This is a genomic window from Pseudomonas sp. BGI-2 (assembly GCF_004310295.1).
GTDB lineage: Bacteria > Pseudomonadota > Gammaproteobacteria > Pseudomonadales > Pseudomonadaceae > Aquipseudomonas.
In genome coordinates this window covers 105,581-119,056 of sequence record NZ_SISB01000005.1, presented here as the reverse complement: position 1 = coordinate 119,056, position 13,476 = coordinate 105,581, and the positions used below count along the sequence as shown (strand labels likewise).

12 protein-coding genes are annotated in these 13,476 nt (G+C 61.6%); all 12 read left to right on the top strand.

Translation table 11 applies throughout. From position 1 onward, the window contains the following. Window positions 1-98: 98 nt before the first annotated feature. Genes mraZ through EYC95_RS05310 form a run of 12 tightly spaced genes read left to right on the top strand, consistent with a single transcriptional unit; the run spans window position 99 to window position 13,476 of the window. Window positions 99-554: a division/cell wall cluster transcriptional repressor MraZ gene (mraZ, locus tag EYC95_RS05365; protein ID WP_008147486.1), complete on the top strand. Its 456-nt coding sequence runs from the start codon at window positions 99-101 to the stop codon at window positions 552-554. Then, the gene (rsmH, locus tag EYC95_RS05360) at window positions 551-1,498 is read left to right on the top strand and encodes a 16S rRNA (cytosine(1402)-N(4))-methyltransferase RsmH (protein WP_165557427.1); all 948 of its coding nucleotides are present in this window, start codon (window positions 551-553) and stop codon (window positions 1,496-1,498) included. Before mraZ ends, rsmH begins: the two co-directional genes overlap by 4 nt. Then, on the top strand, window positions 1,495-1,788 hold the full coding sequence (ftsL, locus tag EYC95_RS05355; protein ID WP_131059439.1) for a cell division protein FtsL: 294 nt from the start codon (window positions 1,495-1,497) through the stop codon (window positions 1,786-1,788). The genes rsmH and ftsL overlap by 4 nt, the downstream gene beginning before the upstream one ends. Further along, entirely contained in the window at window positions 1,788-3,527 is a 1,740-nt protein-coding gene (locus tag EYC95_RS05350) for a penicillin-binding protein 2 (protein WP_178083821.1), read from the top strand. The genes ftsL and EYC95_RS05350 overlap by 1 nt, the downstream gene beginning before the upstream one ends. Further along, window positions 3,527-4,990: a UDP-N-acetylmuramoyl-L-alanyl-D-glutamate--2,6-diaminopimelate ligase gene (locus tag EYC95_RS05345; RefSeq protein WP_131059437.1), complete on the top strand. Its 1,464-nt coding sequence runs from the start codon at window positions 3,527-3,529 to the stop codon at window positions 4,988-4,990. Before EYC95_RS05350 ends, EYC95_RS05345 begins: the two co-directional genes overlap by 1 nt. Further along, window positions 4,983-6,350, top strand: coding sequence for a UDP-N-acetylmuramoyl-tripeptide--D-alanyl-D-alanine ligase (gene murF / locus EYC95_RS05340; protein ID WP_131059436.1), 1,368 nt, complete (start codon window positions 4,983-4,985; stop codon window positions 6,348-6,350). Before EYC95_RS05345 ends, murF begins: the two co-directional genes overlap by 8 nt. Next, window positions 6,350-7,432 carry a phospho-N-acetylmuramoyl-pentapeptide-transferase gene (mraY, locus tag EYC95_RS05335; protein WP_131059435.1) on the top strand — a complete coding sequence of 361 codons (1,083 nt, stop codon included), beginning with the start codon at window positions 6,350-6,352 and terminating at the stop codon, window positions 7,430-7,432. Before murF ends, mraY begins: the two co-directional genes overlap by 1 nt. A gap of 5 nt (window positions 7,433-7,437) precedes the next feature. After that, complete coding sequence (murD, locus tag EYC95_RS05330; RefSeq protein ID WP_131059434.1) at window positions 7,438-8,784, top strand: UDP-N-acetylmuramoyl-L-alanine--D-glutamate ligase; 1,347 nt, start codon at window positions 7,438-7,440, stop codon at window positions 8,782-8,784. Next, entirely contained in the window at window positions 8,781-9,998 is a 1,218-nt protein-coding gene (gene ftsW, locus EYC95_RS05325; RefSeq protein WP_131059433.1) for a putative lipid II flippase FtsW, read from the top strand. The genes murD and ftsW overlap by 4 nt, the downstream gene beginning before the upstream one ends. Beyond that, window positions 9,988-11,058: an undecaprenyldiphospho-muramoylpentapeptide beta-N-acetylglucosaminyltransferase gene (gene murG, locus EYC95_RS05320; RefSeq protein WP_131059432.1), complete on the top strand. Its 1,071-nt coding sequence runs from the start codon at window positions 9,988-9,990 to the stop codon at window positions 11,056-11,058. Before ftsW ends, murG begins: the two co-directional genes overlap by 11 nt. Continuing rightward, window positions 11,051-12,511, top strand: coding sequence for a UDP-N-acetylmuramate--L-alanine ligase (murC, locus tag EYC95_RS05315; protein ID WP_131059431.1), 1,461 nt, complete (start codon window positions 11,051-11,053; stop codon window positions 12,509-12,511). Before murG ends, murC begins: the two co-directional genes overlap by 8 nt. Continuing rightward, the gene (locus EYC95_RS05310) at window positions 12,508-13,476 is read left to right on the top strand and encodes a D-alanine--D-alanine ligase (RefSeq protein ID WP_131059430.1); all 969 of its coding nucleotides are present in this window, start codon (window positions 12,508-12,510) and stop codon (window positions 13,474-13,476) included. Before murC ends, EYC95_RS05310 begins: the two co-directional genes overlap by 4 nt.

Genomic DNA, 13,476 nt, shown 5'->3' with positions numbered 1-13,476 from the left:
GTGCGGTGGCCGCATTCCTATAGTGTGCACAAGTGGCGGAAAGTGGCATGAAGTGGGTTTTTTAAGCGTAAAACGCTAATATTTGGAGAAACGCTGACGTGTTTCGCGGAGCTAACGCTATCAGTCTCGACGCAAAGGGCCGTCTCGCCATGCCGAGCCGGTACCGTGACGAGCTCGTTTCGCGTAGTTCCGGTCAGTTGATCGTCACAATTGATGCCGTTGATCCGTGTTTGTGTGTTTACCCCCTCGATGAGTGGGAAATTATCGAAACCAAACTGCGCGCACTGCCTTCGCTTCGCGAAGAGAACCGCCGCCTGCAACGTTTACTGATTGGTAATGCCGTCGACCTCGAGCTCGATGGCAGTGGTCGTTTTCTGGTTCCACCGCGTCTTCGTGAATATGCCAAGTTGGATAAGCGCGCGATGTTGGTAGGCCAACTGAACAAGTTCCAATTGTGGGACGAGGATGCCTGGGACGCGGTTTCTGCCGCTGACCTGGCTGCTATTCAACAACCGGGCGCCATGCCTGATGAACTGCGTGATTTGATCCTGTGACTATTGATAGCGGCTTTAACCACATCACCGTACTGCTTGACGAAGCCGTGGAGGCTCTCGCCGTACGTCCTGATGGCTGCTATCTGGACGGTACGTTCGGGCGCGGCGGGCACAGTCGGTTGATCTTGAGCCAGCTCGGTCCCGAAGGTCGGGTCCTCGGATTCGACAAAGATCCTCAAGCGATTGCCACCGGGCAAACGCTAGCGGCCGAAGACGGCCGCTTTGTCGTTGTGCAACGCAGCTTTGCCGAGCTCGGTTCGGAAGTGGCCGAGCGCGGCCTGCATGGCAAGGTCAGTGGCGTTTTGCTCGACTTGGGCGTGTCTTCGCCACAGCTCGACGACCCTGAACGCGGCTTCAGCTTCCTCAATGATGGCCCGCTGGACATGCGTATGGACCCGTCCCGCGGGATCAGCGCTGCCGAATTCGTCAACACCGCACCGGCGGAAGAAATCGCCCGGGTGTTCAAGGAATACGGCGAAGAACGTTTCTCCGGCCGCATGGCCCGTGCCGTGGCCGAGCGCCGCGACATCAAGCCGTTCGAGCGCACGGCCGATCTGGCTGAAGTCCTGAAAGTCGCCAACCCGGCATGGGAAAAGGGCAAGAACCCTGCCACCCGTGCGTTCCAGGGGCTGCGCATTCACGTCAACAACGAACTGGGCGATCTGGAAGCCGGCCTCGAAGCCGCGCTGGACTGCCTGGAAGTGGGCGGCCGCCTGGTCGTCATCAGCTTCCATTCGCTGGAAGACCGTATCGTCAAACTGTTCATGCGCAAACTGGTGAAAGGCGAAGCCGACAACCTGCCGCGCAACCTGCCGGTCCGTCACGTCGCTTTCGAACCGATCATCAAAATCCATGGCAAAGCGCAGTCCGCCTCCGAGGCCGAACTCAAAGCCAACCCACGTTCCCGCAGCGCCGTCATGCGCGTCGCGGAGAAGCTGCGGTGAGCAAGCTTTTCGCCAAGCCACTGCCCGGCGGCAGCTTCTTCATGATGCTGCTGTTTGTCGGCGTGCTCGTGTCGGCCATCGGCGTGTCGTACAGCGCCCACTGGAACCGTCAGTTGCTGAACTCGCTGTACGCCGAGTTGAGCGTGCGCGACAAGGCGCAGGCGGAGTGGGGGCGGTTGATTCTCGAGCAGAGCACCTGGACCGCCCACAGCCGTATTGAAGTCCTGGCCACCGAGCAACTGAAGATGCGCATTCCCGGCGCCGCTGAAGTGCAGATGGTGGCGCCATGATGAAACTCGAAGGCGCGCTGTTCCCATGGCGTTTCCGCCTGGTACTGGGTTTGCTGGGCGTCATGGTCGTGGCTATTTGCTGGCGCATCATCGACCTGCAAGTCGTCGACCGTGCCTTCCTTAAAGGTCAGGGTGATGCGCGCAGCGTTCGTCATATTCCGATTCCGGCTCACCGTGGTCTTATTACCGACCGTAACGGCGAGCCTTTGGCCGTGAGTACCCCGGTCACCACATTGTGGGCGAACGCCAAGGAAATGCAGCAGGCCAAAGAGAAATGGCCAGCACTGGCGGCCGCTCTGGGCCAGGATCCGAAAGCCCTGACCGAACGTCTCGAAGCCCAGGCCAACAAAGAATTCATCTATCTGGTGCGCGGGCTGACCCCCGAGCAGGGCCAGTCTGTGCTCGACCTGAAAGTGCCAGGTGTTTACGGCATCGAAGAATTCCGGCGTTTCTACCCGGCCGGTGAAGTCACCGCGCACATGGTCGGCTTTACCGACATCGATGACCACGGTCGTGAAGGGGTCGAACTGGCCTACGACGAATGGCTGGCCGGGGTCCCCGGCAAGCGACAGGTCATCAAGGATCGGCGTGGCCGACTTATCAAGGATGTCCAAGTCACCAAAAACGCCAAGGCCGGCAAGCCCTTGGCGTTGTCCATTGACTTGCGCCTGCAATATCTGGCCAACCGCGAGCTGCGTAACGCGATCATCGAGAACGGCGCCAAGGCCGGCAGCCTGGTGATCATGGATGTTAAGACCGGCGAGATCCTCGCCATGGTCAACCAGCCGACCTACAACCCGAACAACCGTCGCAACCTGCAACCGGCGATGATGCGCAACCGCGCAATGATCGACGTGTTCGAGCCGGGTTCGACCATGAAAGCCATTTCCATGAGTGCCGCGATCGAAACTGGCCGCTGGAAACCGAGCGACACCGTCGAGGTGTACCCGGGCACCTTGCAGATTGGCAAGTACACCATCAAGGACGTCTCCAAGTCCGAAGGCCCGGTGCTCGACCTGACCGGCATTCTGATCAATTCCAGTAACGTCGGCATGAGTAAGGTCGCGTTCGATATCGGCGGCGAAACCATCTTCCGTCTCGCGCAGAAAGTCGGGCTTGGCCAGGACACTGGTCTCGGCTTCCCGGGCGAGCGCGTCGGCAACCTGCCGAACTACCGCGAATGGCGCAAGGCTGAAACCGCGACGCTGTCCTACGGCTACGGTATTTCGGTGACGGCAATCCAGTTGGTCCACGCCTTTTCGGCCCTGGCCAACAACGGTCGCCTCGCGCCGCTGACCCTGATCAAAACCGACAAGCCTGCGCAAACCACGCAAGTGCTGCCGGAAGCCGTCGCGAAAACCATGCAAGGCATGCTGACCCAAGTGATCGAGGCACCGCGCGGTGTGTTCCGTGCGCAAGTGCCGGCGTATCACGTGGCAGGCAAGTCGGGTACTGCTCGTAAAACGTCGGTGGGCACCAAAGGCTACGCCGAGAATTCCTACCGTTCGCTGTTCGCCGGTTTCGGCCCGATGAGCGATCCGCGCTACGCCATCGTCGTGGTGATCGATGAACCGACCAAGGCCGGTTACTTCGGTGGTCTGGTATCGGCACCGGTGTTCAGCAAAGTGATGTCCGGGACACTGCGCCTGATGAACATCACGCCGGACAACCTGCCACCGACTCAAACTGCTAACGCCACACCGGTCGTTCCGCTGAAAGCCAATGGAGGGCGCGGCTAATGTCTCTGAGCCTGAACAAGATTTTTGCCCACGCCGGCCGCGATCTGTTGATCCGCGAACTGACCCTGGACAGCCGCAACGTGCGCGCTGGCGATCTGTTTCTCGCCGTTCCTGGCGGCAAGTACGACGGCCGCGCGCACATCGCCGATGCCTTGCAACGCGGTGCTTCCGCCGTGGCGTATGAAGTGGAAGGCGCTACCGTGTTGCCGATCACTGACGTGCCGCTGATTCCGGTCAAAGGCCTGGCGGCGCAGCTGTCGGACATCGCCGGTCGCTTTTATGGCGACCCGAGCCGGCACCTGAACCTGGTTGGCGTAACCGGCACCAACGGCAAAACCAGCGTGACGCAATTGGTCGCGCAAGCCTTGGACCTGCTCGGCCAACACTGCGGCATTGTCGGCACCCTGGGCACCGGTTTCTACGGCGCGCTGGAAAGCGGCCTGCACACCACGCCGAACCCGATCGCCGTGCAAGCGACCTTGGCTGACCTGAAAAAGGCCGGTGCCAAGGCTGTTGCCATGGAAGTGTCTTCCCACGGTCTGGATCAAGGCCGCGTGACTGCGCTGGCGTTTGATGTGGCGGTGATGACCAACCTGTCACGCGATCACCTGGATTACCACGGCACCATGCAAGCCTACGGCGAAGCCAAGGCCAAACTGTTTGCCTGGAACGATTTGAAGTGCCGGGTGATCAATCTCGACGACGAGTTCGGCCGCCAACTGGCTGCGGACAAGCGTGAGTCGCGCCTGATCACCTACAGCCTTGAAGACTCGAGCGCCTACCTCTATTGCCGTGAAGCGCAGTTCAACGACGAAGGCGTGCGCGCCACGCTGGTCACGCCCCAGGGCGAGCATCATTTGCGCAGCACCTTGCTCGGTCGTTTCAATCTGAGCAACGTGCTGGCCGCGGTCGGCGCCTTGCTTGGCCTGGACTACGCGCTGGACGAAATCCTCAAGGTCCTGCCGAAACTCGAAGGCCCGGCCGGTCGCATGCAGCGTCTGGGCGGCGGCACTCAACCGCTGGTGGTGGTCGATTACGCCCACACCCCGGATGCGCTGGAAAAAGTATTGATGGCCCTGCGTCCGCACGCCAAAGGCCGTTTGTTGTGCCTGTTCGGCTGCGGCGGTGATCGTGATCGTGGCAAGCGTCCGCTGATGGCGGAAGTGGTCGAGCGTCTGGCCGACGGTGTGCTGGTGACCGATGACAATCCGCGTACCGAAGACCCGGCAGTCATTTTCGATGACATCCGCGCCGGCTTCACCGCTGTGGATAAAGTCACCTTCGTCGCTGGCCGTGGCCAGGCGATTGCCCAGTTGATCGCCAGCGCCTCGGCGGATGACGTGATTGTCCTGGCCGGTAAAGGTCACGAGGACTATCAGGAAATCAACGGCGAGCGTCATGACTTCTCCGATCTGGTCGAGGCCGATCACGCCTTGACCGCGTGGGAGGTGACTCATGCTTAAAGCCTTGAAACTGAGCGAGCTGACCGGCGCACTGAATGCACGATTGATCGCGGCCGATGCCACGTTCGATGGCGTCAGCATCGACAGCCGCGCGATCAAGCCAGGCCAGCTCTTTATTGCGCTGACCGGCCCGCGTTTCGATGGTCACGATTACTTGAACGATGTGGCCAGTAAAGGCGCCGTCGGTGCGTTGGTCGAGCGCGAAGTCGCCGACAGCGCGCTGCCGCAATTGCTGGTTAAGGACACTCGCGAGGCGTTGGGCCAACTGGGGGCGATGAACCGTGCTGCGTTTACCAACCCTGTTGCGGCGATCACCGGTTCCAGCGGTAAAACCACGGTCAAGGAAATGCTCGCCAGCATCCTGCGTACGCGCGGTCCGGTACTGGCGACCCGTGGCAACTTGAACAACGACCTCGGCGTGCCGCTGACCCTGCTCGAACTCGCGCCGGAACACACCGCCGCCGTGATCGAACTCGGTGCTTCGCGTCTGGGCGAAATTGCCTACACCGTCGGCATGACCAAGCCACATGTGGCCGTGCTCAACAACGCCGGGACCGCCCACGTCGGCGAGTTTGGCGGGCCGGAAAAAATCGTTGAAGCCAAGGGCGAGATCATTGAAGGGCTGGATGCCGATGGCGTCGCCGTGCTCAACCTTGACGACAAGGCGTTCGACATCTGGAAGACCCGCGCGGCCGGTCGCAAAGTCCTGACATTCGCCTTGAGCAATGTCAGCGCTGACTTCTACGCCAGCGATCTGGATCGCGATGCGCGCGGTTGCCCGGCCTTCAACCTGCACAGTCCTGAAGGTGTGGAGCGGGTTCAATTGAACCTGCTCGGCACCCATAACGTCGCCAATGCCTTGGCCGCCGCCGCTGCCGCCCATGCCTTGGGCGTGTCGCTGTTCGGCATCGCCACCGGGCTCGGCGCAGTGCAACCGGTCAAGGGTCGTACCGTCGCGCAACTGGCCACCAATGGCATGCGCGTGATCGATGACACGTACAACGCGAACCCCACCTCCATGTGCGCCGCCGTTGATATACTCGCCGGCTTTTCCGGCCGCACCGTTCTGGTGCTCGGAGATATCGGCGAACTGGGCGATTGGGCGGAGCAGGGCCACCGCGATGTGGGCGAGTACGCCCGTGGCAAGGTTTCTGCGCTTTACGCCGTCGGGCCACTGATGGCTCACGCCGTGAACGCTTTCGGTCCCCAGGCCTTTCACTTCAGCACTCAAGCTGAGCTGATCAAGGCCCTGGGCGCCGAGCAAGACACAAACACCACCATTTTGATCAAGGGCTCGCGCAGCGCTGCGATGGAAAACATCGTCGCCGCTTTGTGCGGGTCCAGCCTGGAGAAACATTAATGCTGCTGCTGCTAGCGGAGTATCTGCAACAGTTCTACAAAGGCTTCGCGGTCTTTCAGTACCTGACCCTGCGCGGGATCCTCGGTGTGCTGACCGCGCTGGTTTTGTCGCTGTGCTTTGGCCCGTGGATGATCCGCACGTTGCAGAACCGTCAGATCGGTCAATCCGTTCGTAACGACGGTCCACAATCGCACCTGTCCAAGTCGGGCACCCCGACCATGGGCGGCGCACTGATTCTGTCGTCCATCGGTGTCAGCACCTTGCTCTGGGCTGACCTGAGCAACCGCTATGTCTGGACCGTGTTGCTGGTGACGTTGCTGTTCGGCGCTATCGGCTGGGTCGACGACTACCGCAAAGTCATCGAGAAGAACTCCCGTGGCTTGCCAAGCCGCTGGAAATATTTCTGGCAGTCGGTGTTCGGCCTGGGCGCGGCGATCTTTCTGTATATGACCGCTGCGACGCCGGTGGAAACCACCCTGATCCTGCCGATGCTCAAGGACTACAGCATTCCGCTGGGCATAGGCTTCGTGGTCCTGACCTATTTCGTGATTGTCGGCTCGAGCAACGCGGTCAACCTGACCGACGGCCTCGACGGTCTGGCGATCATGCCGACGGTGATGGTCGGCGGCGGGCTGGGGATTTTCTGCTACCTGTCGGGTAACGTGAAATTCGCTGAATACCTGCTGATCCCCTATGTACCGGGCGCCGGTGAATTGATCGTGTTCTGCGGTGCCTTGATCGGTGCGGGCCTCGGATTCCTCTGGTTCAACACCTACCCGGCACAAGTCTTCATGGGCGACGTCGGCGCACTGGCGCTGGGCGCGGCCCTGGGCACCATCGCGGTGATCGTCCGTCAGGAAATCGTCCTGTTCATCATGGGCGGCGTGTTTGTGATGGAGACCCTGTCCGTCGTTATCCAGGTTGCGTCTTTCAAGCTGACCGGTCGCCGTGTGTTCCGCATGGCACCGATTCACCACCACTTTGAACTCAAGGGCTGGCCCGAGCCGCGCGTGATCGTCCGTTTCTGGATCATCACCGTGATTCTCGTATTGGTCGGCCTTGCCACCCTGAAGCTGAGGTAGAACGAGTGTCTCTGATCGCTTCTGACCACTTCCGCATCGTTGTCGGCCTCGGCAAGAGCGGCATGTCCCTGGTTCGCTTCCTGGCGAACCGGGGCACGTCGTTTGCTGTGGCCGATACGCGGGACAATCCACCGGAACTGGCCACGCTCAAGCGTGACTATCCGCACGTGGAAGTGCGTTGTGGCGAGCTGGACGTCGAGTTCCTGTGCCGTGCCGACGAGCTCTACGTGAGCCCCGGCCTGGCGCTGGCGACCCCGGCCCTGCAGGCTGCCGCTGCCCGTGGCGTGAAATTGTCCGGCGACATCGAGTTGTTTGCGCGTAACGCGAAGGCGCCGATCGTCGCCATCAGCGGTTCCAACGCAAAAAGCACCGTCACCACCCTGGTCGGCGAGATGGCTGCGGCGGCCGGCAAGCGTGTCGCCGTCGGTGGCAACCTCGGTACGCCGGCGCTGGATTTGCTCAGCGATGACGTCGAGTTGTACGTGATGGAGCTGTCGAGCTTCCAGCTCGAAACCACCGATCAACTCAACGCCGAAGTGGCAACCGTGCTCAACGTCAGCGAAGACCACATGGACCGTTACAGCGGTCTGCCGGCCTATCACCTGGCCAAGCATCGGATCTTCCGTGGTGCGAAGCAGTTTGTGGTCAACCGTCAGGACGCCCTGAGCCGTCCGCTGATGGGCGAGGGCCAGCCGTGCTGGACCTTCGGTTTGAGCAAACCTGATTTCAAGGCTTTCGGTATCCGCGAAGAAGACGGCGAGAAATACCTCGCCTTCGAATTCCAGAACCTGATGCCGGTGCGCGAGTTGAAAATTCGTGGCGCCCACAACCAGTCCAACGCCCTGGCGGCTTTGGCGCTGGGCCACGCCGTCGGCCTGCCGTTCGACGCCATGCTCTCGAGCCTGCGCACCTTCGCTGGCCTCGATCATCGCTGCCAATGGGTCCGTGACCTGGATGGCGTGGGCTACTACAACGATTCCAAGGCCACCAACGTCGGCGCCGCACTGGCGGCCATCGAAGGGCTGGGCGCGGACATCGACGGCAAGGTCGTGCTGATCGCCGGTGGCGATGGCAAGGGCGCCGAGTTCAATGATCTGCGTGATCCGGTGGCGGCCAACTGCCGCGCCGTGATCCTGATGGGGCGCGACTCCGACAAGATCGGTGAGGCCATTGGCGATGCCGTGCCGCTGATTCGCGCCGTTTCGCTGATCGAAGCCGTCGAGCAGTGCCGCGCCGTTGCGCAACCGGGCGACGTCGTGCTGCTGTCGCCAGCCTGCGCCAGTTTCGACATGTTCAAGAATTACGAAGACCGTGGTCATCAGTTCGTCCGCGCCGTGGAGGAACTGGCATGAGCCTGCTGAATATCATCAAGCCCTATCCGTCGCCGATCATCACCGGGCGCGGGATCGACCTCGACTTCCCGATGCTCGCCGGTTGCCTGGCCTTGATCGGCCTCGGGCTGGTCATGATTGCATCGGCCTCGACCGAAGTGGGGGCCGTGCAGTCGGGCAGTGCCCTGTACTACATGATTCGCCACCTGATCTACATCGTGCTGGGCCTGGGTGCCTGCATCGTCACCATGATGATTCCGATCGCCACCTGGCAACGTCTGGGCTGGCTGATGCTGATTGGCGCGTTCGGTTTGCTGGTGATGGTGATCATCCCGGGGATCGGCCGTGAAGTGAACGGTTCGATGCGCTGGATCGGCTTCAGTTTCTTTAACGTCCAGCCTTCCGAGATCGCCAAGGTGTTCGTGGTGATCTACCTCGCCGGTTATCTGGTGCGTCGCCAGAAAGAAGTGCGCGAAAGCTGGATGGGCTTCTTCAAGCCGTTCATCGTTCTGCTGCCCATGGCCGGTCTGTTGCTGATGGAGCCGGACTTCGGCGCCACCGTTGTAATGATGGGCGCCGCGGCGGCGATGCTGTTCCTCGGCGGGGTCGGGCTGTTCCGTTTTTCCTTGATGGTGGTCCTCGCGGTCGGGGCCGTGGTGTTGTTGATTCAAGTGCAGCCGTATCGAATGGCGCGCCTGACCAACTTTGCCGATCCGTGGGCTGACCAGTTCGGTGCCGGGTATCAGTTGTCTCAGGCATTGATCGCGTTTGGTCGCGGCGAGTGGCTGGGCGTTGGCCTGGGCAACAGCGTGCAGAAGCAGTTCTACCTGCCGGAAGCTCACACTGACTTCGTGTTCTCGGTCCTGGCCGAAGAACTGGGGGCCATAGGTTCCTTGTGCACGGTCGCGCTGTTCGTCTTCGTGTGTGTGCGTGGCATGTACATCGGTTATTGGGCCGAGAAGGCCAAGCAGTTCTTCGCCGCCTACATCGCGTACGGCCTGTCGTTCCTGTGGATCGGCCAGTTCCTGATCAACATCGGGGTGAACGTCGGCCTGCTGCCGACCAAAGGCCTGACCTTGCCTTTCCTCAGTTATGGCGGCAGTTCGTTGGTGATCTGCGGTGCCTGTCTCGGCTTGTTATTGCGCATCGAGTGGGAGAGTCGAACCCACCTGGGTAGCGAAGAGATGGAGTTCCATGAGAGCGACTTCGCCGAGGAGTCGAATCATGGGCGCTAACGTCTTGATCATGGCGGGCGGCACCGGTGGCCACGTGTTCCCGGCGCTGGCCTGTGCTCGCGAATTCCAGGCCCGCGGTTACACCGTGCACTGGCTCGGAACGCCGCGCGGGATCGAGAACGAGCTGGTGCCGATGGCCGGGATCGAGCTGCATCGGATCAATGCCAGCGGGTTGCGCGGCAAGGGCAAATTGTCCCTGCTCAAGGCCCCGTTCATGTTGCTCAAATCTGTCTGGCAGGCGCGGGCGATCATTCGTCAGCTGCGGCCGGTGTGCGTGGTCGGCTTCGGTGGTTATGTGACCGGTCCTGGCGGCGTTGCAGCCAAACTGGCCGGCGTGCCAGTGATCGTTCATGAGCAGAACGCCGTGGCCGGTACCGCCAATCGGTTGCTGGTGCCGTTGGCCGCCCGAGTCTGTGAAGCGTTCCCCGACACCTTTACCCTGTCGGACAGCCGTCGGACCACCGGTAACCCGGTGCGCACCGAGCTGTTCCTCGAAACACAGCGCCCCGCCCTGGCGGGTCGCAAGGCGCGTTTGCTGATCCTGGGCGGAAGCCTGGGCGCAGAGCCGTTGAACAAGTTGCTGCCTGAAGCCCTGTCGCAAGTCGCCCCCGACCTGCGCCCGGAAGTGTTTCATCAGGCCGGCAAAAACCACGATGAAGTGACTGCAGAGCGCTACCGCGCGGCTGGCGTCGAGGCGCAAGTGCAGCCTTTCATCAAAGACATGGCCCAAGCCTATGGCTGGGCCGACCTGGTGGTGTGCCGCGCAGGCGCATTGACCATCAGTGAACTGGCTGCCGCCGGTCTGCCCTCGATGCTGGTGCCTTTGCCCCACGCGATCGACGATCACCAGACCCGCAATGCCGATTATTTGGCCCGTGAAGGCGCTGCCTTCCTGATGCCGCAAAGAACGACTGGCGCAGCGGATCTTGCCGCACGCCTGACAGAGGTCCTGATGCAACCACAACGACTCAACGACATGGCCACCGCGGCACGCCGCCTGGCCAAACCCGATGCAACCCGTAACGTGGTCGATACCTGTCTGGAGGTGGCCCATGGTTGAGAAACAGAAAGCCATGCCGCAACCGGAAATGCGCCGCATCCGTCGCATCCACTTCGTCGGCATCGGCGGCGTGGGCATGTGCGGCATCGCCGAAGTGTTGTTGAACCTGGGCTATGAAGTGTCCGGTTCCGACCTGAAAGCATCGCCGGTGACCGAGCGTCTCGAGTCCTTTGGCGCGCAGATCTTCGTCGGCCACCGTGCCGAGAACGCCGCTGCCGCCGACGTGCTGGTGGTGTCGAGCGCGGTAAACACTTCCAACCCGGAAGTCGCCACCGCTTTGGAACGCCGTATCCCTGTGGTGCCTCGCGCCGAAATGCTGGCCGAGCTGATGCGCTATCGCCACGGCATCGCCGTCGCCGGTACGCACGGCAAAACCACCACCACCAGCCTGATCGCTTCGGTGTTCGCGGCCGGTGGCCTGGACCCGACGTTCGTCATCGGTGGCCGACTGAATGCCGCGGGCACCAATGCCCAGCTCGGCACCAGCCGCTACCTGATTGCCGAAGCCGACGAAAGCGATGCCAGTTTCCTGCACTTGCAGCCGCTGGTGGCCGTGGTCACCAACATCGACGCCGACCACATGGCGACCTACGACGGTGACTTCAACAAACTGAAGAAAACCTTCGTCGAGTTCCTCCACAACCTGCCGTTCTACGGTCTGGCGGTGGTGTGCCTGGACGATCCGGTGGTGCGTGAAATCCTGCCGCTGGTCAAACGCCCGACGGTCACTTATGGCTTCGGCGATGACTGCGACGTGCGCGCCATCAATGTACGCCAGCAAGGCATGCAGACCTTCTTCACCGTGCTGCGTCCTGATCGCGAGCCGCTGGATGTCTCGGTGAACATGCCGGGCAATCACAACGTCTTGAACGCCCTGGCGACCATCTGCATCGCCACCGACGAAGGCGTCAGCGATGAAGCCATCGTCCAGGGCCTGTCCGGGTTCCAGGGTGTCGGCCGTCGCTTCCAGGTCTACGGCGAACTGCCGGTAGACGGCGGCAACGTGATGCTGGTCGACGATTACGGTCACCACCCGACCGAAGTCGCGGCCGTGATCCAGGCCGTACGCGGAGGCTGGCCGGAACGCCGTCTGGTGATGGTTTACCAGCCGCACCGTTACAGCCGCACCCGCGACCTGTACGACGATTTCGTCAATGTACTGGCCGATGCCAACGTCCTGCTGCTGATGGAAGTCTACCCGGCCGGTGAAGAACCGATCCCGGGCGCCGACAGCCGCAAGTTGTGCAACAGCATTCGTCAGCGCGGTCAGCTGGACCCGATCTACATCGAGCGTGGCGTCGATCTCGCGCCGCTGGTCAAGCCGCTGCTGCGTGCCGGTGACATCCTGCTGTGCCAGGGCGCCGGTGATATCGGTGGTCTCGCCCCGAAACTGTTGGCCAGTCCGCTATTCGCGGGTGCTGTTGCCGCGCCGACTGTGGGGAAGTTGAAATGACTGCTGCTTACGCCAACCTCGTCTCCACTGTCGCGCCGAAAGACTTCGGCCGCGTCGCCGTGCTGTTCGGCGGCAAGAGTGCCGAGCGTGAGGTTTCCCTGAAGTCGGGTAACGCTGTGCTCGACGCGCTGCTGAGCGCCGGTGTGGATGCGTTCGGCCTCGATGTGGGCGATGACCTTTTGCAGCGTTTGCTGAACGAAAAGATCGACCGCGCCTTCGTCATCCTCCACGGTCGTGGCGGTGAAGACGGCAGCATGCAGGGCCTGCTCGAATGCCTGGGTATTCCGTACACCGGCAGCGGCATTCTGGCTTCGGCACTGGCCATGGACAAACTGCGCACTAAACAGGTCTGGCACAGCCTTGGTATTCCGACGCCACGCCATGCAGTACTGAGCTCTGAGGCCGATTGTATTTCGGCAGCGACGGAACTGGGCTTCCCTTTGATCGTCAAACCGGCCCATGAAGGTTCAAGTATCGGTATGGCCAAAGTGAGTTCCGCGTCGGAGTTGATCGACGCCTGGAAAGCGGCCAGTACCTACGATTCGCAAGTGTTGGTCGAGCAATGGATTCAAGGTCCGGAGTTCACCATCGCCACCCTGCGTGACCAGGTGTTGCCACCGATTGCCCTGGGCACCACGCACAGTTTCTACGACTACGACGCCAAGTACGTGGCTTGCGATACCCAGTACCGGATCCCGTGTGGCCTGGACAGCAACAAAGAAAAAGAACTGATGGACCTCACGGCGAAAGCCTGTGAGGCGCTGGGTATCGCCGGTTGGGGCAGGGCAGACGTGATGCAGGACGCCGACGGGCAGTTCTGGTTCCTCGAAGTCAATACCGCGCCGGGCATGACCGATCACAGCCTGGTGCCGATGGCGGCCCGTGCTGCCGGTCTGGATTTCCAGCAACTGGTTCTGGCGATTCTGGCGGCAAGTATTGCCAGCGACGAAGAGCCGCGAGGATAA